Here is a 22,718-nt window from a genome sequence, read left to right on the forward strand (position 1 = left end):
CGCCATGTCACGATCCCTGCCGTGGTGGCGAGGCGAACGCGCCAAATCCACCGTGCTGTCGGTGCTCATCCTGGCGGTGCTGCTGGGCATCTGGCACGTGGCCACGCTGCCCAAGGTCAGCACCGTCACGCTCACGCCCGAGCGCATCGAGTACCTCAAGCTCATGGGCAAGGACCCGGCCGCCGAAGCCAGTGGCGGCAGTGGCGGGTCGTCGTTCCCCACGCTGCACCAGATGGGCGAGGTGATCGCTCAGAACCTGAGCGACCCCTTCTATGACAACGGGCCCAACGACAAGGGCATCGGCATCCAGCTGGCGCACTCGCTGGGCCGGGTCGGGCTGGGCTACCTGATTGCCGCGGCCATCGCCATCCCGCTGGGCTTTCTGATCGGCATGTCGCCGCTGGTCTACCGTGCGCTCGATCCCTTCATCCAGGTGCTCAAGCCCATCTCGCCGCTGGCGTGGATGCCGCTGGCGCTCTACACGATCAAGGACTCGGCCATCTCCGGCATCTTCGTGATCTTCATCTGCTCGATCTGGCCGATGCTGATCAACACGGCCTTCGGTGTGGCCAGCGTGCGCAAGGAGTGGCTCAACGTGGCCCGCACGCTGGAGGTGTCGAAGTGGCGCACCGCCATCGAGGTGATCCTGCCGGCCGCGGCCCCCACCATCCTCACCGGCATGCGCATCAGCATGGGCATCGCCTGGCTGGTGATCGTGGCCGCCGAGATGCTGGTGGGCGGCACCGGCATCGGCTACTTCGTGTGGAACGAGTGGAACAACCTCTCCCTGCCCAATGTGATCTTCGCCATCCTGACGATCGGCGTGGTGGGCATGGTGCTGGACGCGGCCTTCGGCCGACTGCAAAAGGCGGTGAGCTATGTCGACTGAGCGCCCCTACCTCCAGGTCGAAGGCCTGGGCAAGGCCTACCCCGGCGCGGCCGAACCCGTGTTCGACAGCGTGAACTTCGGCATCCAGCGCGGCGAGTTCGTCTGCATCATCGGCCACTCGGGCTGCGGCAAGACCACCATCCTCAACGCGCTGGCCGGGCTCGAGCAGGCCTCCGACGGCCACGTCTTCATGGACGGCCGCGAGGTCAATGCGCCGGGGCTGGAGCGCGGCGTGGTCTTCCAGGGCCATGCGCTGATGCCCTGGCTCACGGTGCGCGAGAACATCGCGTTCGCCGTGCGCTCGAAGTGGCCTGACAAGGGCCGCGCCGAGGTGCAGGCCCAGGTCGAGAAGTACGTGCAGCTCGTGGGCCTGGCCCATGCCATCGACAAGAAGCCGTCGCAGCTGTCCGGTGGCATGAAGCAGCGCGTCGGCATCGCGCGGGCGTTTGCCATCGAGCCCAAGATGCTGCTGCTCGACGAGCCCTTCGGCGCGCTGGATGCACTCACGCGCGGCACCATCCAGGACGAGTTGCTGCGCATCTGCGCGGCCACGCAGCAGACCGTGTTCATGATCACGCACGATGTGGACGAGGCCATCCTGCTGGCCGACAAGATCCTGCTGATGAGCAACGGTCCGCGCGCCCGTGTGGCCGAGATCGTGGTGAACACCCTGCCGCGCGACCGCACCCGCGCCGGCCTGCACCACGACCCGCAGTACTACCCGCTGCGCAACCACCTGGTCGACTTCCTGGTGGACCGCGCCAAGGACCTGAGCCACGGCCGCGCGCCGGCCCACCCGCCGGAGGTGCGCCCCGGCCTGGCCGCCACACCCTCTGCATTTCCGCCCGACACCCAGCCTGCCGGCCTGTGTGCCTGAGCGCGCCGGATGCCACTGACGTGTCCTTCTGATGAGTGACCCCCCCATGAGCGAGACCCCCTTCACCCGTCCCCCGCTGCCCCCTTTCACCGAAGACACGGCCCGCCTGAAAGTGCAGATGGCCGAAGACGCCTGGAACAGCCGGGACCCCGAGCGCTGCGCGCTGGCCTACACCGAGGACAGCTGGTGGCGCAACCGCAGCGAGTTCTTCCAGGGCCGCGAGGCCATCAAGGCCTTCCTGAAACGCAAGTGGGCGCGCGAGCACCAGTACCGCCTCAAGAAGCGCCTGTTCGCCTTCGAAGGCAACCGCATCGCCGTGTGCTTCGAATACGAGTACCACGACGACAGCGGCCAGTGGTGGCGCGCCTACGGCAACGAGAACTGGACCTTTGACGAGCGCGGCCTCATGGCCCGCCGCGAGGCCAGCATCAACGACGTGGCCATCACCGAGGCCGAACGCCAGTTCCGCTGATGGCGTGGCCACCCTGTCCTGACCCCCATCCCTTTTCCCCCGTCCGACACTGCTGAAGGAGCCGACATGAACCGCGAAGACGTGACCGACCTGATCGTCCAGGCCAAAGTGAAGAAGGGCCTCAAGTGGGCCGACGTGGCCACCAAGGTGGGCCTGAGCAAGGAGTGGGTGACCGCCGCCTGCCTGGGCCAGATGACGCTGACCGCCGAGCAGGCCGCCATCATCGGCGACGTGTTCGACCTGCCCGAAGAGGCCCGCCTGTGGCTGCAGGAAGTGCCCTACAAGGGCTCGCTGCCCACCAGCGTGCCCACCGACCCGCTGATCTACCGCTTCTACGAGCTCATCAGCGTGTACGGCACCACCTTCAAGGCGCTGATCCATGAAGAGTTCGGTGACGGCATCATGAGCGCCATCGATTTCAAGATGGACCTGCAGCGTGAAGCCAACCCGGCCGGAGACCGTGTCCAGATCGTCATGTCGGGTAAATTTCTGCCATACAAAACGTACTGACGACAGGGGCTTCGGCGCCGTGCGCCGGGTGTCGGATCGCTGCTACGACAATCCTTGGTCGTCATCCGAACGTCCAGGACCTGAAGGAGCCCCGTTTCATGACAGCCCGCCGCTGTGTCGTCCCCTTGCTCGCCCTCTTCCAGGCCGTCACCCTGGCCGCATCGGCCCGGGCCCAGACCCTGCCTCCCCTGGCCCTCGCCATGCCGCTGCCCGCCCCGGTGCGGGCCCAGCCGGAAGAAGCCGAAGGCTACTGGAAGGGCGTGGCGGGCGCGTCGCTGGCGGCCACGGAGGGCAACAGCAGCACCCAGGCGCTGCTGCTCAACCTCGATGTGGCGCGCACCACCGAAACCACCAAGACCACGCTGGTGGCCCAGGTCAACGAAGGCAAGAACAAGGTCGATGGCCGCTCGCGCACCAGCGCCGGCAAGTGGGTGACCTCGGCCCAGCACAACCGCGACATCTCGCTGGTGATGTTCGGTTTCGGCAAGCTGGGGCTGGAGCGCGACCGTGTGACGGGCCTGGCGCTGCGCACCCAGGTGGCCGCGGGTTTCGGTCGCCACCTGCTGCGCAGCGATGCCGACACGGTCGACATCTTTGCCGGTCTGAGCCACACCGACGACCGCTACGACATCGACAAGACCATCGGCGACGAGACTGCCCGGCGCTTCCGCACCACCGGCCTGCTGCTGGGCGAGGAAACCAGCCACCAGCTGACCGAGAACACCTTCTTCAAGCAGCGCCTGGAGTACTACCCGGGGCTGACCGGGGAAAAAGCCCAGCTGATGCGTTTCAACGCCTCGCTCAGTGTTTCCATGTCGCGGGCGCTGGCCTTGACGGTGGGCGTCACAGACACCTACAACAGCCGCGTGGCGGCTGGACAGAAGCGCAACGACGTCTCGCTGTTCACCGGCATATCCCTGAAGATCGGCCAGTGAGCCTATGCGCCGAGAGGCGGCGGGCGCATAATGCGTGCCTCCCTCCGCCCCTCCGTGATTTCCTTCCATGGCCGCGTCCGAGCGTGCCGCTCCTGAGTCCCTGCCACCCTCTGGCCTGGGTGATGGCGGCGCCGTCCCTCCTCAACCCATGTCTGCCCTGCAGACGGCCCAGCTCGCCGATTTCGCCCGCCGCCAGGCCTTTCTGGGCTTTGGGCCGGACGACGTCGCCGCGCTGCAGTTCCTGCACACGAGTCTGAAGGACGACGCTCCCGGGTTCGTCGATGCGTTCTACGAGCACCTGGCGGAGTTCGAGGAGATGCGCGCCCTGATCGAGCAGCCCGGGTTGCTCGACCGACTCAAGCGCGCGCAGGCCGACTACTTCGACACCCTCACCTCCGGTCCCTACGACGCCGACTACCTGCAGCGCAGGCTGGCCATCGGCATGGCGCACTCGCGTGTGGGTCTGGCGCCCGCGTGGTACCTGGGGGCCTACAGCCACTACCTGGTCGGCCTGCTACCCGACGTCATCGCGCGCCTGGGCACCGACCCGGCCTACCTGCTGCCCGCCGTGCAGGCGTTGATGAAGGTGGTGCTGCTCGACATCGGCCTGGCCATCGACAGCTACATCGCCCACCGCGACCAGCAGATCGCCCGCCTGCAGGACTACATGAACGTGTTCACCGGCATGCCCTTCGGCACGCTGGTGCTGTCCAGCGACCTGCGGGTGCTGTATGTCAACCGCGCGCTGGTCGACATGCTGGGCACGGGCTCGGCGGCATTGCAGGGGCGCACCCTGGGCGAGGTGGTGGATGCCGCCCCCCTGCAGACCCTGCTGTCGCGCATCGGCGAAGGCCGCCCGGTGCGCGAGGCCACCACCCTGCGGGTGCTGGACCGACCCAATGAGTTGGCCATCCCGGTGGGGTTGACGCTGTCGCTGCTGCCGGACAGCAGCGGCTTGCCGGGCCGCCGCCTGCTGATGGTCGTGGAAGACCTGCGCCTGCAGGCCCGGCTCGAGACCGATCTGCTCAACGCCCAGGCGGTGGCCGGCATCGGCAGCTGGCATGTGGACTTGCGTACGGGGCAGGCCCAATGGTCCGACGAGGCCTATCGCCTTTACGGCCGCGATCCCGGCGGGCCGGCCAGCTACGAGGTCTTCCTCGATGCCGTCCACCCCGAAGACCGCGAAGAGGTCGACAGCGCCTGGCGGGCCGCGCTGGCGGGCCGCCCCTTCCGCATCGAGCACCGGGTGGTGCGGCCGAATGGCTCGATCCGCTGGGTCGAATCCCGGGGCAAGCTGCAGCGCGGGGCCGATGGCCGCGTCGTGAAGGCCTTCGGCACGGTGTACGACATCACCGAGCGCCGCCAGGCGAGCGAGCGCATCCAGCGTCTGGCCTTCCAGGACACGCTCACGGGCCTGCCCAACCGCACGCTGGCGCTCGACCGCCTGCAGCAGGCGCTGGCTCAGGCCGAGCGCGAGCAGCACGGCGTGGCCCTGCTCTATGTCGACCTGGACCACTTCAAGGAGATCAACGACACGCAGGGCCACCTGATCGGTGACCAGGTGCTGGCCGAGGTGGCCGGTCGGCTCAATGCCGTGGTCCGACAGCGCGACACGCTGGCCCGGCTCGGGGGCGACGAGTTCGTGCTGCTGGGGCCCTCCGATGCGGCCTCGGCAGCGCAGGTGGCCGAGCGCTTGCTGCAGACGGTCGAGCAACCCGTGGTCGTCAACGGCGTGCGCTTCACGCTCAACATGAGCATCGGCATCGCCCTGTTCCCCGAGGATGGCCGCACCGCCGAGGACCTGCTCAAGCACGCCGACACCGCCATGTACCGCGCCAAGGCGGCGGGCGGCGGGGCGCTGCGCTTCTATCACGCGGGCATGAGCGACGAGCTGCAGCGACGCCTTCTGCTGGCCACGCGCCTCAAGGCTGCGCTGCACGGCAACCAGCTGCGCCTGCACTTCCAGCCGCAGTTCGATCTGCACACGGGGGCCTTGTGCGGCGCCGAAGCGCTGGCCCGCTGGCACGACGCGGACGCTGGCTGGATTGCGCCGTCCGAGTTCATACCCGTGGCCGAGACCCGCGGTCTGATCGACGAGCTGGGCGACTGGGCCCTGTCCGAGGCCGCGCGTCAGGTGCGCCAGTGGCAGGAGGCGGGCTTGCCGTTCACCGGGCGCGTCGCGGTGAATGTTTCGGCGCGGCAGATGGCGGCCGAAGGGTTTGTGGCGCGGGCCGTGGCGCTGGTGCGCGCGCAGGGCATCGAGCCGGATTGCATCGAGCTCGAGGTCACCGAAAGCTCGATGATGCAGGAGCCGCGCAAGGCCGAGGACATGGCCCGTGCGCTGGTGGCCGCGGGCTTCGTGCTGTCCATCGACGACTTCGGCACGGGCTATTCGTCGCTGGCGGCCCTCAAGCGTTTGCCGGTGACCAAGCTCAAGATCGACATGAGCTTTGTGCGCGACATGCTGGACAAGCCCGAGGACCACACCATCGTGCACACCATCATCAGCATGGCGCGTGCACTGGGCCTGCGCACGCTGGCCGAAGGCGTGGAGCAGCGTGCCCAGGCCGACGCCCTGCTGGCGCTGGGCTGCGACCAGATGCAAGGTTGGTACCGCGGGCCTGCCGTGCCGGGCGACGAGTTCGCCGCCCGCTGGCTCACGGGTTGAGCGGCCAGAGCACCCACATCGAGACCGGCTGCTTGGTGCGGCCCGCCATGTTGAGGGCCTCGTCGCCCCAGCCCCAGAAGAAGTCAGCCCGCACAGCGCCCAGGATGGCGCCGCCAGTGTCCTGCGCCATCACCAGGCGGCGCAGCGGTTGCGGTGCGGCGGGCGCAGCGCTCCACGCCTGCGGCACGGTGCTGTCCAGCCACACGGGTGTGCCCAACGGCACGCTGTCGCGGTCCACGGCGATCGAGCGACCGGGCGTCAGCGGCACGCCCTGCGCGCCTACCGGCCCCAGGTCCGGGTCGGGCAGGGCCTCTTCCTTGAAAAAGACCACGCGCGGGTTGGCCCGCAGCATCTCGCTCACCCGGGTGGGGTTCTGCGCCGCCCACTGCCGAATGGCCGGCCACGAAGCCTGCTCCAGCGGAAACGCGCCCTGATCGACCAGCCAGCGCGCCACCGACTGGTAGGGCTGGTCGTTGTGGCCACCGAAGGCCAGGCGCACGACCTTCGGCCGCCCTTGCGCGTCGCGGTCGTCCAGCAGCCTGACCCGGCCAGAGCCCTGCACCTGCACCAGCAGCACATCCAGCGGGTCGGCCAGCCAGGCCAGTTCGCGCCCGGCCAGCGCGGCGCGGCCCTCGGCGGTGGTTTCCAGTTCGGTGCGGGTCAGGTGCGGGCGTCGCTGGGTCAGGTCGGCCGGGGCGCGGTGCACCGGGTGCTGAAACCGGCCCTCGGGGCGCCGCCGGCCCTCCAGCATGGGCTCGAAATAGCCCGTCAGCAGGCCGCGGTCCGTCACGCCATCGAGCCCGACCACGCGCCAGGGCTGCAGATGGCTCTGCACCCACTGCCGCACGAAGGCGTCGTCCACCTGCTGGCCCCAGTTGGCACCCAGCCGGCGCACCTCGGCACACAGGCTGGCCCAGCCGTTGACGGGCTTCACACAACCGCGGTGCAGCGCCGGCCACCATTCGCGAACGCGGTCGGCTTCCCAGCCGGGCAGGTCTTCCCAGCGGGCCGGGGCCCATTGCGATTTGGTGCGTTGCAGCGCGCCGGGGATGGGGCCCGGCGCCGGGCGGCTCGGCACCTGCGTGGCGGGTGGTTGGGGCCGCTCGATGACAGGAGCGGGCGGTGTCGGCGACGGCGGCAGGGGGACACTGGTACAGGCGGCCAGGCTGCCTACAATGGCCGCGAGCAGGCCGGTACGCACCGGCGAGAACGGACGAACGATCATGGACCTGATTGTGCTGGAAGCCGCCGCCGCGCTGGCGCTGCTGATCTTTGTCGTGTGGTGGACGATGTTCTCGGGCCGCCGCGGGGGCGAGCTGGACGCGCCGGACGACGCGCCCCCCGATCAGTTGCCCGGCTCGACCGATGAGCCTGCAGGCGACGACCGCGGCTCGCGCGGTGGCAACAGGAAGCTCAAGGGCTGAGTGCGCAGCCGGCGCCATACGGCCTTGCGCAGCCGCGCCCGGTCGGTGACGCGCACCTCGCGTGAACGCACGGCCACGCGCAGCGCCAGGATGAAGCTCACGGCCACGTTCAGCAGCCCCGTCAGCGGCACCGCCGCCATGCACCACCAGAAGCCGGGGAAGTGGATGACGCCCGGGCCCAGCGTGCCGGCGGCGGCCATGATCTGGCCCATCGACAGCGTCACGTGGCGCACGTCCAGCGGCAGCGCCAGAAAGCCCGCGATCACCGGCACCAGCCCGAGCATCAGGCCCAGCGACACGTTGGCTGCCAGCCCGGAGATGTTCTCGCGCCACCAGCGTGCCCAGTAGGCGGCCCGGTCGGCACCCAGCCACAGGCGGATCCGCGGGTTCCAGCGCAGGGCGCTGTCCAGCCGGTGCAGCACGAACCAGTTTTCCACCCACCCGGCGATGATGCTGGACGAAAACAGCAGCACCCCGGTGAACGCCGCAAACAGCAGCGTCGGGCCCAGCAGCGTCAGCGAGTGCAGCACGTACTCGGCCTTTTCCGCGCTGATCAGCGGCGCATCCATCACCCACCACGCCAGCACCTGGGCCAGCAGCACCAGGGGCCCCACCACCGCCAGGTTGCCCACGATGCCGGCCACCTGTGAACGGATCAGGTGGGCCACCTGGTCGACAAAGCCTTCGATGGCCTCGTCGGTGCGGGTGTCGGCCAGGCGCGCGGCCATGGCCGGGGCCGTCATTGCCGGCTGCTTGGTGGCCACCGTCCAGTGCAGCAGCTGCACGATGACGAAGCTCACGGCGTAGTTCACCCCCGCACCGAACCCCGCCCAGAACGGCGACAGGCCCAGCGCCATCACGGCGAACTTCATGTAGGTGGTGCCTGCGATCACGGCGCCCCCACCCCCGGCACGGCGCAGCATGTCGCGGTACTCGGCGCGGTTGCGGGTGATGTAGTGCTCGCCCGTCTCGGCGCTGCGCTCGGCCACCTTGCGCGCCAGCATGGCGTAATGCCGCGAGAACAGCGCGCGCACGCTGCGCCGCCGCTGCCCCTGCTCCAGCAGCTCGCACAGCAGGCTGCGCAGCACGGGGGCGGGTTGCGGTGCCAGGATCACCTCCAGCAGCTCTTCCACCCGGCGGCAGCGCGCGCACAGCTGGTCGATCTGGAACACCAGGTCGACCGAAATGCCCTGGGCTTCCAGGTGGCCGTGCAGGCCCCGCGCCGCGGCTGCACAGCGGTCCAGCAGCGCGCGCAGGTACTGCGCCTCCTGCAGCAGCGCGGTCGATGCCGCCTGGCGTTCCTCCGGGGGCAGGTTGGCTTCGTTGATGGCGAGTTCGTGCAGGCGCTCTGCGGCGCGCCCCAGCTGGCGGAAGGCCTCGCGGCCGAGTTGCTCGTCGCTCTGGCTGCTGGCCACGATGTGGGTGGGGCCGCCATCGTGGCCGCCCTCGCCGGGCACGAAGCCATCGTCGACCCGTGTGCCCAGCCGGCTGCGGAAGGCGGGCGACATGCCGGCGGCGCGCACCTGCGACACCAGGTAGGCGATGGCGTCCAGAAAGGGCTCGCGCCAGCCGGCGGGCGAGGCGGGCAGCGTCGGCTCGGCCAGGGCTTCGCGCCACAGCGCCGCCAGCTCCTCCAGCGTGGGCGCATCCAGCGCCGCCAGCCAGGCGCCGTCGAGCGGGTCGTCGAACAGCAGGTTGAACAGCTTGGCCAGGTCGCCGGTGTCGGGCGTGCCGGGCAGGGTCTTGCGGCGCAGGCGCTCGCCCAGCTCGTTCAGGAAGGAGCTGCGCGGCGAAAAGCCGTAGTCCGCCAGCAGTGCGGCCACATCGGTGTCGCGCCAGAACGCGGCCAGCACCCCGACCACGCGGGCGCGCCGCTCGGGGTGCGTGCGCAGGTGGCGCACCACGAACTGCGTGCCGCTGACCGGCTCACCGCGGCGCACCCAGTCGATCAGCTGGATCAGCCACAGATGCCGCTCCACCAGCGGGGCTTGGGGGTTGGCGCTGTCCAGCAGCGCCTCGATGGGCAACCGGTTGCCCGGGCGGGGCCACCAACGCTGGCGCGTGAGGGGGCGAAGCAGGGTCTTGATCCAGGCCATCAATGCAGAGACTGAGAGCGCGCGAGCGTGAACGGCGCAATCGGGGCTTCAAAGGGGCGCGCGTCTTCGGTCATGCAGAAGAAGGTGCCCTCCATCACGCCATGCGGCGTGCCCAGGCTGGTCCAGCTGGTGTACTCGAAGTGCTCGCCGGGGCGCAGCACCGGCTGGTGGCCCACCACCGCCAGGCCGCGCACCTCCTGCGTGCGGCCGGTCGCATCGGTGATCAGCCACTGGCGCGCCACCAGCTGCGCCGTCACCGTGCCCGTGTTGCGGATGGTGACCGTGTAGCTGAACGCGTACTCGTTCTGGCTGGGGTTGCTCTGCTCGTCCAGGTACTGGGGCTGCACGGAGCAGGTGAATTCGGCTTGGCTCATCCGACCCATTCTAGGGAAAGCCCTTGCGTGACGTGGGTCACAAAACCCAGCGTCGCGTGGGGCTGTCCACCCGGAGGCGGAAGCTGAACGAATTTTTTACAATGACGGGTTCCCCATCCACCGAGCCCGCCATGTCCCGCACCTTCCGCATCGCCCCCAGCATCCTGTCCGCCGATTTCGCCCGCCTGGGCGAGGAAGTGCGCCACGTCATCGACGCCGGGGCCGACTGGATCCACTTCGACGTGATGGACAACCACTACGTGCCCAACCTGACGTTCGGGCCGATGGTGTGCCAGGCGCTGCGCAAGCACGCCGTCAAGGCCGATGGCACCGCCGTGCCCATCGACGTGCACCTGATGGTGCAGCCGGTCGACGCGCTGGCCACGGCCTTTGCCAAGTCGGGTGCCGACATCATCACCTTCCACCCCGATGCCTCCACCCACGTCGACCGCACGCTGCAGCTCATCAAGGCGGAAGGCGTGCAGGCCGGGCTGGTGTTCAACCCCGCTGCGCCGGTGGACGTGCTGGAATGGGTGATCGACAAGGTGGACGTGGTGCTGCTGATGAGCGTGAACCCGGGCTTCGGTGGCCAGAGCTTCATCGACAGCACGTTGCGCAAGGCCGAGAAGGTGCGCAAGATCATTGACGCGTCGGGCCGCGACATCCGCCTGGAAATCGACGGCGGCATCAAGGTGGACAACATCCGCCGCGTGGCGGATGCCGGTGCCGACACCTTCGTGGCCGGCAGCGCGATCTTCGGTCAGCCCAGCTACAAGGCCGTGATCGACGCGATGCGGGCCGAGCTGGCGCGCTGATCCTGCGCGCCAGCGGTGCGGCTTACTTGCAGCGGTAGGCCGTACCGATCCACTCGTTCGTCATGCTGGTGCCCATCTGGCTCCAGACGACGTGCGAAGCGCCCTGGTCCACAGCGGCATTCATGGCCTTGGCCTTGGCGTTCTTCGAACCGATCGAGGCACTGAGCCCCACGAAGATGGCGTCGCTGCCATTGACTGCGCCCAGCTTCTTGCAGCCCTTGACCTGCTCGGCCTGCACTTCCTGGATGTTGTTGGTGGTCATGGTGGTGCAACCGGTGGCGAGCAGGGCGGCGCCCATCACGGCGGCGAGGCAGTACTTCTTGAACATGTGCTTCCTGGTTAAGACAGGGGGACGACAGACAGGCGCCCACCGCGAGCGCCTGACGGAATCGCCATTCTGGCATGGGGGTCATGAGCGCCGCTGCGGCCCGGCTCGGCCAGGCGGCTGAGGCAACATGACGCCCGAGGAGCCCTTCATGACCCAGCCCACCCTGCAACTCGACTTCGTTTCCGACATCTCCTGCCCGTGGTGCGCCATCGGCCTGGCCTCGTTGCGCCGCGCGATGGCCGAGCTGGCCGACGAGATGCAGTTCACCCTGCGCTTCCAGCCCTTCGAGCTGAACCCGCAGATGCCGCCGGGCGGCGAAGACATCGGCGAGCACCTGACCCGCAAGTACGGCTCGACGCCCGAGCAGCAGGCGCAGATCCGCGAGACCATCCGCCAGCGCGGTGCCGATGTGGGCTTCACCTTCAACAGCGAAGGGCGTGGCCGCATCTACAACACCTTCCACGCGCACCGCCTGCTGCACTGGGCGGGCGAAGAGCACCCCGAGCAGCAGCTCGCGCTGAAGCAGGCGCTGCTGGAAGCCTGCCACCGCGACCGCCAGGCCATGGACGACCCCGGCGTGCTGCTGGCCTGCGTGCGCCAGGCTGGGTTGGACGAGGCCAGCGCGCAGCTGGTGCTGACGGAAGGCCGCTATGGCGACGAGGTGCGGGAGCAGGAAGACATGTACATGTCGGCCGGCATCCAGGCCGTGCCGGCGCTGGTGGTGAACAACCGGCACCTGGTGTCGGGAGGGCAGCCGGTGGAGAACTATGTGAAGGTGTTGAGGGAGATTGCGGGGCGCCAGGCACCGTGAGCCTCATCCGTTTGGGTGAGCTTTTTCAGTCAACAAGGCTCAGTATTTGAGCCTCCCGATTGCCAGAATGGACCCATCGCTCGTCTGGCGAGCGTCATCGTCCTCAAGGCAGGGAGGCTTCATGGACGGACTGTTTCAAACGCAGCGCAATGACGCTGGTGTTGAATCGACCTCGATCCGTTGGTACGCGCACTCTGCAGAGGGCAGAGACGAGTCCGAGTGGCAGGGCCTGAAAGACCATCTGGAGGGTGTCGGCGCTCTGGCGTCCGACTTCGCCGCCAGTTTCCACGCCAGCGAGCTGGCGTTCTGCGCCGGGCTGCTTCACGACCTGGGCAAGTACTCGGTCGAGTTTCAGGCCCGACTTCGGGGCAGCCCCCAGAAAGTGGATCACGCCACATGGGGCGCCCGCATCGCGCTGGAGCGCTACAAGTCCATAGGGCATCTGCTCGCCTATGCGATAGCGGGACACCATGCCGGACTGGCCAATGGCAAGGGCGACGGGCGCCGTACGAGTCTTCAAGAGCGGTTGGCTGCAGAGTTGCCGGATCTGGATCCGCAGTGGCAGGCCGAACTGGCGCTGCCCTCGTCCTCGCCGGCTCTCCGTTCCTTCTCGCCCCGGCAAGACCGAGGCATGTTCCAGATGGCATTTCTGGTCCGCATGCTTTTTTCCTGCCTGGTCGACGCCGACTTCTTGGACACAGAGGCTTATTACAACCGTGTCGAGGGCCGCTCGCCGCTGAGGCATGAGCCGGGCAATAGACCGGGGCTGGGGGAGCTGAGGGCCTGTCTGAATCAGCATCTGTCAGGTTTTCGGGCCGAAGGGGCGGTCAATCAGATACGGGCCGAGATTCTTCGGCATGTTCGTGACCGAGCCGAGTTGGAGCCAGGCCTGTTCTCGCTCACGGTGCCCACGGGTGGCGGGAAGACGCTGGCCTCGCTCGCATTTGCCCTGGATCACGCCATCCGGCATGGTCAGCGGCGCGTGATCTTCGTGATCCCCTTCACAAGCATCGTGGAGCAGAACGCTGCGGTGTTTCGCCAAGCGCTCGGCCCGTGGGGTGACGATGCGGTGCTGGAACATCACAGCGCCTTCACCGACGATCCCCGCGCCAGCAAGGAGGCGAAAGAGAAGATCCATCTCGCGATGGAGAACTGGGATGCCCCCATTGTGGTTACCACGGCGGTGCAGTTCTTCGAAAGCCTGTTTGCCGATCGTCCTTCCAAATGCCGCAAGCTCCACAACATTGCAAGCAGCGTGGTGATCCTGGACGAGGCGCAGACCATGCCATTGAAGGTGCTGCGCCCCTGCGTGGCTGCACTGGACGAATTGGCGCGCAACTACCGTAGCAGCGTGGTGTTGTGCACCGCCACCCAACCTGCATTGAAGGCGCCTGACGCGGCCGCGGGGCTCGATGGCTTCGAGGGCGGGCTCGACGGTGTACGGGAGCTGGCCCCCGAGCCGCAACGGCTCTTTGAGCGGCTCAAGCGCGTGACGGTCAGGCACGTGGGCACCCTGGATGATGAGACGCTGCTGACTCAGTTGCGCAAGCACGAGCAAGTGCTGTGCATCGTCAACAACCGGCGCCATGCGCGGGCCTTGTACCAAGGCATGTCAGACCTGAGCGGCACCTATCACCTGACGACGCTCATGTGTGCAGCGCACCGCAGCAAGATCTTGGCCGCCGCCCGCGAAGCCCTGCGACAGGGGCTGCCTTGTCGGCTGGTGTCCACGGCGCTGGTCGAAGCGGGCGTCGATGTGGCCTTTCCCACGGTCTACCGGGCGGAAGCGGGCCTCGATTCCATCGCGCAAGCTGCGGGGCGTTGCAACCGAGAAGGCCGATGGGCTGCCGAAAGCAGTGAAGTCCGGATCTTCGCCAATGCCAACGACGATTGGAAGGCACCGCCCGAACTCCGACAGTTCGCCGACGTGACCCGCGAGGTGCTGAGGACGCACCAAGGCGACCCGCTGGACCCGGTTGCAATCGAGCGGTACTTCAAGCAGCTCTATTGGCAGAAAGGCGATGAGGCACTTGACGCCGTGAACCTCCTGGGCCTGCTCAAAAAGGCCAAGATTCAAAGCCTGCCCATGGATACGCTGGCGGAGAAATTCAAGATGATCGACAGCGTGCAGATGCCGGTGATCATTCCCTTTGAGCGGGAAGCCAGGGATGCCATCCGAGACCTGCAATACGTGGACGGCCTACAAGGTGTCAGCCGCCGGCTGCAACGTTATCTCGTGCAGGTGCCCAAGCACGGCTTTGACGCCTTGCGAAAGGCGGGCGCCATCGAGGCCGTCCGTCCTGAAGAGTGGGGGGATCAGTTCATGGTCTTGGCCAATGAGAGTCTGTATGACCCAGGCGTGGGGCTTAGCTGGGATGAGCCGTCGTTCATCAGCGTAGCAGCGCTTGCTTGGTAGGAACTTCATTGAATAGAAGTAAGCTCCTTGTCGGTGGCGTTGCTAAGTTGACATGCTGATGATGGCCACTTATCATCTGGCGCAGAAAAGGAAAAAGCCCCAGCGCGCCAACGCTGAGGCTTTTGTGGCAACCCAATCCACGAGCAGTGGGGAAGACAGCAGCAGTCATTTCGCTGCAGGAGGGTGTGCGTATGGTCCGCCATACGATCAGGAGATCCTAAGGCGACCGAGAGCGGGCTCTCGGTCGCCATTTTAATGGCGTGGATTGAAACATTGACTAGAAGCAAGCGCTTGTTCGGTGTGCGTTCGCGCAGTCGGGGGCAGCGGAAAGCTGCCCCCGTGGGTGCAAAGTAAAAAAATTGCTACAGGGGGAATGATGGCATTTGGCATTCGTTTGCATGTGTGGGGCGAGCGGGCGTGCTTCACGCGTCCCGAGATGAAGGTCGAGCGTGTGTCGTACGACGCGATGACGCCGTCCGCTGCGCGAGGCCTCCTGGAGGCCATTCACTGGAAGCCCGCGATTCGATGGCACATCGACCGCATCCATGTGCTCAAGCCGATCCGCTTCGAGTCGATCCGTCGCAACGAGGTCGGCAGCAAACTGCCACCCAGCGCGGTGAGCAAGGCGATGAAGGCCGGATCCACAGATGGCCTGTGCAACCTGGTTGATGAGGATCGTCAGCAACGCGCTGCCACCGTCCTACGCGATGTTGCGTACGTGATCGAGGCGCATTTCGAACTCACGCCCAAGGCTGGCGCAGAAGATTCAGTGGGCAAACACCTCGACATCTTCAATCGGCGTGCTCGCAAGGGCCAGTTCTTCCAGATGCCCTGCTTTGGCGTGCGCGAGTTCCCGGCGCACTTCAGCCTGTTGGCGGCGGACGAGCCCACGCCACCGGCCGACGCTGCCTTGGCCGGCTCGCGTGACCTGGGTTGGATGTTGCACGACATCGATTTTGATCAAGGCAACACGCCGCGCTTCTTCCGCGCTCACATGCAGGACGGCGTGATCACCATTCCCCAGTGGCACAGCGACGAGGTGAAATCATGATCCTCGAAGCCCTGACACACCAATACCAGCGCCTGATCGAGCGCGGCGAGCGGGGCCTGTCCCCCTACGGCTACAGCCCAGAGAAGATCAGCTACGCCATCGTGCTCTCGGCTGAGGGTGACCCCGTGGATGTGCAGTCTCTGCTGGACACCAGCGGCAAGAAGCCGGTGCCCCAAACCCTGAGCGTGCCCCAGCCAGAAAAGCGCACATCGGGTATCAAGTCGAATTTCCTGTGGGACAAGACCAGCTACGTCTTGGGGGTGAGCGCCAGCAGCAAGCGCACGGCGGAAGAGCACGAGGCATTTAAAGCCTTTCACACCAAGGCGCTGGCGAACGACACAGATCCTGGCCTGATGGCCCTGCTGAAGTTCCTGTCCAAGTGGACGCCCGAGCGGTTCGCGTCAGCTCCCTTCTCGGCAGACATGCTGGACGCCAACGTCGTTTTCAAGCTGGACGGTGAACTCCAGTACCTGCATCAGCGGCCTGCCGCGCAAGCCGCGCGTGCGCGGCTGTTGGCGCCCGCTGCAGAATCCGGTGCGCCCGCACACCTTGCCCAGCGGTGTCTGGTCACGGGCGAAAAGGCCGAGGTGGCTCGCCTGCATCCTGCCATCAAGGGCGTCAACGGCGCGCAGAGCTCAGGGGCTTCGATCGTCTCGTTCAACCTGGATGCTTTCAATTCCTATGGCAAGAGTCAGGGCGACAACGCGCCCGTGTCCGAGCAGGCCGCTTTTGCCTACACCACAGTGCTCAACCACCTGTTGCGGCGCGATCCACACAACCGCCAACGTCTCTCCGTGGGTGATGCCTCGGTGGTGTTCTGGGCCGAAGCACAGGATCCGGATCAGGCTCAAAACTGCGAAGACCTGTTGGCCGCGCTGCTGAACCCGGATAGCAAGAGCGACGAGGGGCAGGAGACCGAGAAGATCCACCACGCCATGGAGATCGTGGCCAAAGGCCGCCCGCTGAAGGATCTGAACCCGAAGCTAGACGAGAGCACCCGCATGTTCGTGCTGGGACTGGCGCCCAACGCATCGCGTCTGTCCATCCGCTACTGGCTGTGCGACACCTTGGGTGTTCTGATTCAACGCCTGCGCCAGCATGCCCAGGATCTGGACCTGGAGCCCTCGCCTTGGAAGGCCGCGCCCAGTGTCTGGCGCCTTGCGTTGGCCACCGCTCCGTCGCGTGGTGACCCGCCCAAGGCCAAAGCCGACGACGTGCCTCCGCTGCTGGCTGGCGAGTTGATGCGCGCCATCCTGACTGGTGGCCACTACCCGCAGGGCGTTCTGACCAATGTCGTCATGCGCATGCGCTCCGACGGTGACATCAGCGGCGTGCGAGTAGCGCTCTGCAAGGCGGTGCTGACGCGTGATCAGCGGCTTTCTTATTCCAATGACCCAGACAAGGAGGTTCCCGTGAGTCTTGATGTGCATTCCACCAATGCGGGCTATCTGCTCGGGCGATTGTTCGCGGTGCTTGAAGGCGCACAGCGGCTGGCGCTGGGTGGCCAGGTCAACGCAACCATCCGCGATCGCTACTACGGCTCGGCGTCGGCCACGCCGGCCCTGGTCTTCCCGGTCCTGCTGCGCAACACGCAGAACCACATGAGCCGCATTCGCAAGGACAAGCCGGGTGCCGCGATCAACATCGAGCGGGACATCCAGGAGGTCATCGACAAGCTGCCAGGCGCGTTCCCCAAGCATCTGGGTCTGCAAGACCAAGGTCGCTTTGCGATTGGCTACTACCACCAGGCGCAGGCTCGCTTTCAGAAGGCTGACAAGAGCGAGCCAGCGTCTTCCGCCGACACCAACGAAGCCAACGACCAAGGAGGCGCCCAATGAGCGCGATCACGCACCGCTACGAATTCGTCTTTCTGTTCGACGTCGCCAATGGCAACCCCAATGGCGACCCGGATGCCGGCAACTTGCCGCGTCTGGACCCGGAAACCAACAAGGGCTTGGTGACGGACGTTTGCCTCAAGCGCAAGATCCGGAACTACGTGACGCTGGACAAGGGCGACAACGATGGCTTTGCCATCTATATGCAGGAAAAGGCCGTGCTGAACAACCAGCACGCCATTGGGCGCAAGGCCATCGGGCTGGACAAGGAAACGGCGGAAGAGCTCAAGAAGCTGCCGAAAGATGAAGCCAAGGCGCGCGAGTTGACCGCTTGGATGTGCCGCAACTTCTTTGACATCCGTGCGTTCGGTGCCGTCATGACAACGGGGGTCAATGCTGGCCAGGTGCGTGGGCCTGTGCAATTTGCCTTCGCAACGTCGATCGATCCGGTGGTGCCCATCGAGGTGTCCATCACGCGCATGGCAGTGACGACGCAGAAGGAAGCTGAAGACCAAAGCGGTGACAACCGCACCATGGGCCGCAAGCACATCATCCCCTACGGCCTGTACCGCGTGCATGGTTTCGTCTCGGCCAAGCTGGCCGAGCGAACGGGCTTCTCCGACAGCGATCTGCAGTTGCTCTGGCAATCGCTCATCAACATGTTCGAGCATGACCGGTCCGCTGCGCGCGGCGAGATGGCCGCCCGCAAGCTGTTCGTGTTCGAGCATGAAAGTGCGATGGGCAACGCCCCGGCGCATAAGCTTTTCGAAGCGGTCGAAGTCGAGCGCCTCACGACCGACGCGGACGGTCCGGCACGGGCCTTCACCGACTACAAGGTTTCGGTCAAGCGCGACTCACTGCCGTCTGGCGTCACCTTGCACGAGCTGCTGTGATCGCGGCGTGATGAGGAGGGGGAGCTGGCGGGATGGACGATGACGCACTGATCCCTCTGTCAGCCCTGCAGCATTTTCTGTACTGCCCCAGGCAGTGCGGGCTGATTCATGTCGAGCAACTGTGGGCCGAAAGCCAGCACACAGCCGAAGGGCGCCTGCTTCACGAAAATGCTGACAAGCCCAGGATGGAGCGCCGAAGAGGCGTTCGCACCGTGACGGGCATGCCGCTCGCTGAGCCGGCATTGGGCATCACGGGGGTGGCCGACGTCGTTGAGTTCCACATGGGGCTTGATGCCGTCGAGCACCCTTACCCCGTTGAGTACAAGCGCGGACGGCCCAAGGCGCATCAAGCCGATGAGGTCCAACTGTGCGCCCAGGCCTTGTGCTTGGAGCACATGTTGAACTGCCACATCCCCGAGGGAGCGCTGTACTACGGTGAAACGCGCAGGCGGGTTGTGGTGTCCTTCGATGAAGCCTTGCGCAGGTTGACTCGAGAGACCATCGACGCCACACGGGGGATGATCATGAGCGGGCGTACACCTTCGGCTGTTTACTCGCCCAAGCTCTGCGATAACTGCTCGATGATCGATCTGTGTCAGCCGAACCTGCTGCAGCGAGGCGAGTCCGTGCAGCATTGGTTGCGTGAGCAGTTGAAAAGCGAGTGACGCATGCGACGGCAATTGAACACCTTGTACGTCACGACCGAGGGAGCGTGGCTCCGCAAGGAGGGCGCCAACATCGTCATGGAGGTCGATGGAGAGACTCGGGCACGTTTGCCGGTTCACATGCTCGAGGGGCTGGTTTGCCTCGGCCGTGTGATGGTGTCCCCGCCGTTGCTGGGTTACTGCGCCGAGCAAGGCATCACCGTGTCCTACTTGTCCATGCACGGCCGCTTCCTGGCAAGACTCGAGGGACCAGTCGCAGGCAACGTGTTACTGCGTCGAGAGCAGTATCGCCGTACGGACGACCCGGGGCGCTGTGCGAAGATCGTGCAGAACATCCTCACGGGAAAGCTATACAACCAGCGTGTGGTTCTGGGCCGCGGCTTGCGAGACCATGGCGACAAACTGACCGAGGAAGCTGGAGCGGCTCTCACCCATGCCCACAAGCGTCTGGGACGCATCCTGGACAAGGTGCAGAACGAAGCGACGCTCGACGTTCTGCGTGGGCTGGAGGGTGAGGCAGCGCAAAGCTACTTCGGTGTGTTCGATCACCTGATTCGAGCTCCTGACTCAGGCATGCGGTTCAAAGGGCGAAGTCGCAGGCCGCCGATGGACGCGGTGAATGCGCTGCTGTCTTTCTTGTATACGTTGCTGACGCATGACTGCAGATCGGCGCTCGAAAGCGCGGGACTTGATCCTGCGGTTGGCTTCCTGCATCGAGATCGCCCCGGGCGCCCCAGCTTGGCCCTTGATCTGTTGGAAGAGTTCCGGCCGTTTTTGGCTGACAGGTTGGCACTGTCCCTGATCAATTTGAGGCAGGTGACCTCCAAGGACTTTCAGACGATGGACAACGGCGCCGTACTCCTCAAGGAGGATTCTCGAAAGATCGTCCTGACTGCCTACCAAGAGCGCAAGCGAGAAGAGATGCGTCATGTTTATCTCGATGAGAAGGCGCCCATTGGCCTGTTCCCGTTCATCCAGGCGCAATTGCTGGCTCGCCATCTTCGCGGAGATCTTGATGGCTATCCGCCGTTTCTATGGAAGTGAGTTGACGCCATGATGGTCCTTGTCAGTTACGACGTGAGCACTGAAGACAAGGCTGGTGCACGGCGCTTGCGCCGGATTGCCAAGGCCTGCTTGAATCGGGGGCAGCGGGTCCAGTTCTCCGTTTTCGAGGTTGAAGTGGAGCCCGCGCTCTGGGTCGAGCTGAAGGCCAGTCTCATCTCGATCATCAACCCGTCGGTCGACAGTCTGCGGTTCTATTACCTCGGCAAGAACTGGCAATCGAAGGTCGAGCACATCGGGGCGAAGCCGGTGCTCGATCTCAATGGTCCATTGGTCCTGTGAGTCTGTTTGCGAACCTCAAGCGGTTGGTCGTTTCACCGTAGGTTCGCAGCTCTTTAACATCTTGATTCATGGGGTTGAACGGCCCTCCGTGCGGGCAGGAGGCCATTAGCTTTTGAAACTCCGGCGAGGGCTCGCATATGCGAGCCCTTTTCTTCTTTTGCCTCAACGGTTTATAAAGACGGCGTCGCGCCCATCACGGGCGCGTGGGTTGAAACGGCACGTCGCGGGCTCCTGCGCATCCTTTCATGGTCGCGCCCATCACGGGCGCGTGGGTTGAAACCAACGTTATTTAGCGATGACACGACCGATGAACGAGTCGCGCCCATCACGGGCGCGTGGGTTGAAACTTGGAGTCGTTCCAAAGGATCACGCCATCAGCGAGTCGCGCCCATCACGGGCGCGTGGGTTGAAACGCTTTTATTGCTCAATGAAGACGATGCCGGTGCGTCGCGCCCATCACGGGCGCGTGGGTTGAAACTTGTAGAAGGCGTCAATGTGCGCTTGGCTCATCCTCGTCGCGCCCATCACGGGCGCGTGGGTTGAAACCATACGCGCCGTGCACGTCGAACAGATACCAATACTGTCGCGCCCATCACGGGCGCGTGGGTTGAAACTTCGCCATCGTGGCGATCCTCCACCTGCACGATCGTCGCGCCCATCACGGGCGCGTGGGTTGAAACTCGTACAAGATGGCTCGAGTGAGCCCCGAGACAATGGTCGCGCCCATCACGGGCGCGTGGGTTGAAACAACATCCTGCCGTGCAGTGTTGAGGAACTGGATGGTCGCGCCCATCACGGGCGCGTGGGTTGAAACAAATTTTTCATGCGCTTGCCGAACAGGGTTTGATGCGTCGCGCCCATCACGGGCGCGTGGGTTGAAACTTGAGCATTGCGACGAGGATGTCGCCTTGACGCTTGTCGCGCCCATCACGGGCGCGTGGGTTGAAACCGATACGAAAGCACCGACTGCCTGTAGAGCTTGGCGTCGCGCCCATCACGGGCGCGTGGGTTGAAACTGGACCCCGAGCGGGAGGACGCAGCCTGGACGAAGTCGCGCCCATCACGGGCGCGTGGGTTGAAACTTCACGATGGCCGTGAACTTGTCCACGTCGGATTGTCGCGCCCATCACGGGCGCGTGGGTTGAAACTCGATGATCACCTCGCCATCGCGGGCGATGTTCGTGTCGCGCCCATAACGGGCGCGTGGGTTGAAACAGCGAATCGAGTTATGCGGACAGTTCGCGAATCAATGTCGCGCCCATCACGGGCGCGTGGGTTGAAACAGGTTTCCGCCGATCAGTATGCGTTCCAAAACCCGTCGCGCCCATCACGGGCGCGTGGGTTGAAACACTCGAGGCATGACGTGGTTTTCGTCGTCTGGCAGTCGCGCCCATCACGGGCGCGTGGGTTGAAACGGTTGCTGAAGCTCGGCACGATGCCGCACGCCTGGCGTCGCGCCCATCACGGGCGCGTGGGTTGAAACAGCGTCTTCTGGCTGATCGCTGCCTGCTTCTGCTTGTCGCGCCCATCACGGGCGCGTGGGTTGAAACCTGCTTGAGCTGACAAGCGAGCTCAGGGGCCGCCAGTCGCGCCCATCACGGGCGCGTGGGTTGAAACTGAAGCATCCCAACGAGGCCCCAGAACAAGCCGCGTCGCGCCCATCACGGGCGCGTGGGTTGAAACAGCAAAGTCAGTCTGCTCATACCGAATTTCTATGTCGCGCCCATCACGGGCGCGTGGGTTGAAACACCCTGTTCGTTGTCGAAGGTCTGCGCACGAAAGAGCGTCGCGCCCATCACGGGCGCGTGGGTTGAAACAATACCCGAAGCACGAGCCGTACATGGACTACGGTCGCGCCCATCACGGGCGCGTGGGTTGAAACTATGTTGTCGAGTGGTCACCGCTGCTCAAGCAGGTGTCGCGCCCATCACGGGCGCGTGGGTTGAAACATTTTGCGCATCCTTTCATTAGTTAAGCGCATCCATCGTCGCGCCCATCACGGGCGCGTGGGTTGAAACTCCCTGGGTGGCGTGGCTGCTGACAGCTCGTCGCGTCGCGCCCATCACGGGCGCGTGGGTTGAAACCTTGCCTGGCTTGTCCCACTCAAACAGCATGCGGGAGTCGCGCCCATCACGGGCGCGTGGGTTGAAACCACAGTCACCACCCCGGTGATGACGTGCCGGGCCGTCGCGCCCATCACGGGCGCGTGGGTTGAAACTGCACTGACCCGGCCGCCATCAGGGCTGCGCCGACCGTCGCGCCCATCACGGGCGCGTGGGTTGAAACTGGCGCGCGGACGTTGCCTCTATGACGGG

20 protein-coding genes and 1 CRISPR repeat array are annotated in these 22,718 nt (G+C 65.6%); of the genes, 16 read left to right on the forward strand and 4 right to left on the reverse strand.

Features of this window, described 5'->3' with window-relative positions:
- Positions 1–4: 4 nt before the first annotated feature.
- From ntrB to QZ709_RS06645, 6 genes are all read left to right on the forward strand, one after another.
- Positions 5–889 carry a nitrate ABC transporter permease gene (ntrB, locus tag QZ709_RS06620; RefSeq protein WP_294636469.1) on the forward strand — a complete coding sequence of 295 codons (885 nt, stop codon included), beginning with the start codon at positions 5–7 and terminating at the stop codon, positions 887–889.
- Positions 879–1,766 (forward strand): ABC transporter ATP-binding protein, encoded by an 888-nt coding sequence (locus QZ709_RS06625; protein ID WP_294636470.1) that lies wholly within the window; start codon positions 879–881, stop codon positions 1,764–1,766. Before ntrB ends, QZ709_RS06625 begins: the two co-directional genes overlap by 11 nt.
- Positions 1,767–1,812: 46 nt before the next feature.
- Positions 1,813–2,238 (forward strand): nuclear transport factor 2 family protein, encoded by a 426-nt coding sequence (locus QZ709_RS06630; protein ID WP_294636471.1) that lies wholly within the window; start codon positions 1,813–1,815, stop codon positions 2,236–2,238.
- Positions 2,239–2,304: 66 nt separating this feature from the next.
- The gene (gene cynS / locus QZ709_RS06635) at positions 2,305–2,748 is read left to right on the forward strand and encodes a cyanase (protein WP_294636472.1); all 444 of its coding nucleotides are present in this window, start codon (positions 2,305–2,307) and stop codon (positions 2,746–2,748) included.
- A gap of 98 nt (positions 2,749–2,846) precedes the next feature.
- Positions 2,847–3,683, forward strand: coding sequence for a DUF481 domain-containing protein (locus tag QZ709_RS06640; protein WP_294636473.1), 837 nt, complete (start codon positions 2,847–2,849; stop codon positions 3,681–3,683).
- Between the two features lie 148 nt (positions 3,684–3,831).
- Entirely contained in the window at positions 3,832–6,351 is a 2,520-nt protein-coding gene (locus QZ709_RS06645) for an EAL domain-containing protein (RefSeq protein WP_294636474.1), read from the forward strand.
- Here QZ709_RS06645 and QZ709_RS06650 read toward each other — a convergent pair.
- On the reverse strand, positions 6,341–7,576 hold the full coding sequence (locus tag QZ709_RS06650; RefSeq protein WP_294636475.1) for an MltA domain-containing protein: 1,236 nt from the start codon (positions 7,574–7,576) through the stop codon (positions 6,341–6,343). The genes QZ709_RS06645 and QZ709_RS06650 overlap by 11 nt on opposite strands.
- On the opposite strand from QZ709_RS06650, the gene QZ709_RS06655 reads away from it, so the two are divergent.
- The gene (locus QZ709_RS06655) at positions 7,575–7,775 is read left to right on the forward strand and encodes a hypothetical protein (protein WP_294636476.1); all 201 of its coding nucleotides are present in this window, start codon (positions 7,575–7,577) and stop codon (positions 7,773–7,775) included. The genes QZ709_RS06650 and QZ709_RS06655 overlap by 2 nt on opposite strands.
- Here QZ709_RS06655 and QZ709_RS06660 read toward each other — a convergent pair.
- Both QZ709_RS06660 and apaG read right to left on the reverse strand, forming a co-directional pair.
- Positions 7,697–9,871: a site-specific recombinase gene (locus tag QZ709_RS06660; protein ID WP_294636477.1), complete on the reverse strand. Its 2,175-nt coding sequence runs from the start codon at positions 9,869–9,871 to the stop codon at positions 7,697–7,699. The two genes, QZ709_RS06655 and QZ709_RS06660, sit on opposite strands and share 79 nt — an antisense overlap.
- Positions 9,871–10,245 (reverse strand): Co2+/Mg2+ efflux protein ApaG, encoded by a 375-nt coding sequence (apaG, locus tag QZ709_RS06665; RefSeq protein WP_294636478.1) that lies wholly within the window; start codon positions 10,243–10,245, stop codon positions 9,871–9,873. The genes QZ709_RS06660 and apaG overlap by 1 nt, the downstream gene beginning before the upstream one ends.
- A 131-nt stretch (positions 10,246–10,376) precedes the next feature.
- On the opposite strand from apaG, the gene rpe reads away from it, so the two are divergent.
- Positions 10,377–11,060 (forward strand): ribulose-phosphate 3-epimerase, encoded by a 684-nt coding sequence (rpe, locus tag QZ709_RS06670; RefSeq protein WP_294636479.1) that lies wholly within the window; start codon positions 10,377–10,379, stop codon positions 11,058–11,060.
- A gap of 22 nt (positions 11,061–11,082) precedes the next feature.
- Here the strand turns inward: rpe and QZ709_RS06675 are convergent, their stop codons facing one another.
- Positions 11,083–11,388 carry a hypothetical protein gene (locus QZ709_RS06675; protein ID WP_294636480.1) on the reverse strand — a complete coding sequence of 102 codons (306 nt, stop codon included), beginning with the start codon at positions 11,386–11,388 and terminating at the stop codon, positions 11,083–11,085.
- Between the two features lie 148 nt (positions 11,389–11,536).
- On the opposite strand from QZ709_RS06675, the gene QZ709_RS06680 reads away from it, so the two are divergent.
- From QZ709_RS06680 to cas2, 8 genes are all read left to right on the forward strand, one after another.
- The gene (locus QZ709_RS06680) at positions 11,537–12,199 is read left to right on the forward strand and encodes a DsbA family oxidoreductase (RefSeq protein WP_294636481.1); all 663 of its coding nucleotides are present in this window, start codon (positions 11,537–11,539) and stop codon (positions 12,197–12,199) included.
- A gap of 121 nt (positions 12,200–12,320) precedes the next feature.
- Complete coding sequence (locus QZ709_RS06685) at positions 12,321–14,615, forward strand: CRISPR-associated endonuclease Cas3'' (RefSeq protein ID WP_294636482.1); 2,295 nt, start codon at positions 12,321–12,323, stop codon at positions 14,613–14,615.
- 376 nt (positions 14,616–14,991) lie between these two features.
- Positions 14,992–15,666: a type I-C CRISPR-associated protein Cas5c gene (cas5c, locus tag QZ709_RS06690; protein WP_294636484.1), complete on the forward strand. Its 675-nt coding sequence runs from the start codon at positions 14,992–14,994 to the stop codon at positions 15,664–15,666.
- On the forward strand, positions 15,663–17,504 hold the full coding sequence (gene cas8c, locus QZ709_RS06695; protein WP_294636486.1) for a type I-C CRISPR-associated protein Cas8c/Csd1: 1,842 nt from the start codon (positions 15,663–15,665) through the stop codon (positions 17,502–17,504). Before cas5c ends, cas8c begins: the two co-directional genes overlap by 4 nt.
- Positions 17,501–18,394, forward strand: a complete 894-nt coding sequence (cas7c, locus tag QZ709_RS06700) for a type I-C CRISPR-associated protein Cas7/Csd2 (RefSeq protein WP_294636487.1) — start codon at positions 17,501–17,503, stop codon at positions 18,392–18,394. Before cas8c ends, cas7c begins: the two co-directional genes overlap by 4 nt.
- 32 nt (positions 18,395–18,426) lie before the next feature.
- Complete coding sequence (gene cas4 / locus QZ709_RS06705; protein ID WP_294636488.1) at positions 18,427–19,059, forward strand: CRISPR-associated protein Cas4; 633 nt, start codon at positions 18,427–18,429, stop codon at positions 19,057–19,059.
- Between the two features lie 3 nt (positions 19,060–19,062).
- Complete coding sequence (cas1c, locus tag QZ709_RS06710) at positions 19,063–20,103, forward strand: type I-C CRISPR-associated endonuclease Cas1c (protein ID WP_294636489.1); 1,041 nt, start codon at positions 19,063–19,065, stop codon at positions 20,101–20,103.
- Between the two features lie 9 nt (positions 20,104–20,112).
- Positions 20,113–20,403 (forward strand): CRISPR-associated endonuclease Cas2, encoded by a 291-nt coding sequence (cas2, locus tag QZ709_RS06715; RefSeq protein ID WP_294636490.1) that lies wholly within the window; start codon positions 20,113–20,115, stop codon positions 20,401–20,403.
- Positions 20,404–20,586: 183 nt separating this feature from the next.
- Positions 20,587–22,689: a CRISPR direct-repeat array (repeat unit 32 nt; unit sequence GTCGCGCCCATCACGGGCGCGTGGGTTGAAAC).
- Positions 22,690–22,718 lie beyond the last annotated feature (29 nt).

Origin of the sequence: uncultured Aquabacterium sp. (assembly GCF_913773725.1) — a bacterium.
Classification (GTDB): domain Bacteria; phylum Pseudomonadota; class Gammaproteobacteria; order Burkholderiales; family Burkholderiaceae_C; genus Aquabacterium.

Coding starts and splice junctions, on each gene's coding strand:
- ntrB (WP_294636469.1), top strand. CDS start 5: ATGTCACGATCCCTGCCGTGGTGGCGAGGCGAACGCGCCAAATCCACC.
- QZ709_RS06625 (WP_294636470.1), top strand. CDS start 879: ATGTCGACTGAGCGCCCCTACCTCCAGGTCGAAGGCCTGGGCAAGGCC.
- QZ709_RS06630 (WP_294636471.1), top strand. CDS start 1,813: ATGAGCGAGACCCCCTTCACCCGTCCCCCGCTGCCCCCTTTCACCGAA.
- cynS (WP_294636472.1), top strand. CDS start 2,305: ATGAACCGCGAAGACGTGACCGACCTGATCGTCCAGGCCAAAGTGAAG.
- QZ709_RS06640 (WP_294636473.1), top strand. CDS start 2,847: ATGACAGCCCGCCGCTGTGTCGTCCCCTTGCTCGCCCTCTTCCAGGCC.
- QZ709_RS06645 (WP_294636474.1), top strand. CDS start 3,832: ATGTCTGCCCTGCAGACGGCCCAGCTCGCCGATTTCGCCCGCCGCCAG.
- QZ709_RS06655 (WP_294636476.1), top strand. CDS start 7,575: ATGGACCTGATTGTGCTGGAAGCCGCCGCCGCGCTGGCGCTGCTGATC.
- QZ709_RS06650 (WP_294636475.1), bottom strand. CDS start 7,576: ATGATCGTTCGTCCGTTCTCGCCGGTGCGTACCGGCCTGCTCGCGGCC.
- QZ709_RS06660 (WP_294636477.1), bottom strand. CDS start 9,871: ATGGCCTGGATCAAGACCCTGCTTCGCCCCCTCACGCGCCAGCGTTGG.
- apaG (WP_294636478.1), bottom strand. CDS start 10,245: ATGAGCCAAGCCGAATTCACCTGCTCCGTGCAGCCCCAGTACCTGGAC.
- rpe (WP_294636479.1), top strand. CDS start 10,377: ATGTCCCGCACCTTCCGCATCGCCCCCAGCATCCTGTCCGCCGATTTC.
- QZ709_RS06675 (WP_294636480.1), bottom strand. CDS start 11,388: ATGTTCAAGAAGTACTGCCTCGCCGCCGTGATGGGCGCCGCCCTGCTC.
- QZ709_RS06680 (WP_294636481.1), top strand. CDS start 11,537: ATGACCCAGCCCACCCTGCAACTCGACTTCGTTTCCGACATCTCCTGC.
- QZ709_RS06685 (WP_294636482.1), top strand. CDS start 12,321: ATGGACGGACTGTTTCAAACGCAGCGCAATGACGCTGGTGTTGAATCG.
- cas5c (WP_294636484.1), top strand. CDS start 14,992: ATGGCATTTGGCATTCGTTTGCATGTGTGGGGCGAGCGGGCGTGCTTC.
- cas8c (WP_294636486.1), top strand. CDS start 15,663: ATGATCCTCGAAGCCCTGACACACCAATACCAGCGCCTGATCGAGCGC.
- cas7c (WP_294636487.1), top strand. CDS start 17,501: ATGAGCGCGATCACGCACCGCTACGAATTCGTCTTTCTGTTCGACGTC.
- cas4 (WP_294636488.1), top strand. CDS start 18,427: ATGGACGATGACGCACTGATCCCTCTGTCAGCCCTGCAGCATTTTCTG.
- cas1c (WP_294636489.1), top strand. CDS start 19,063: ATGCGACGGCAATTGAACACCTTGTACGTCACGACCGAGGGAGCGTGG.
- cas2 (WP_294636490.1), top strand. CDS start 20,113: ATGATGGTCCTTGTCAGTTACGACGTGAGCACTGAAGACAAGGCTGGT.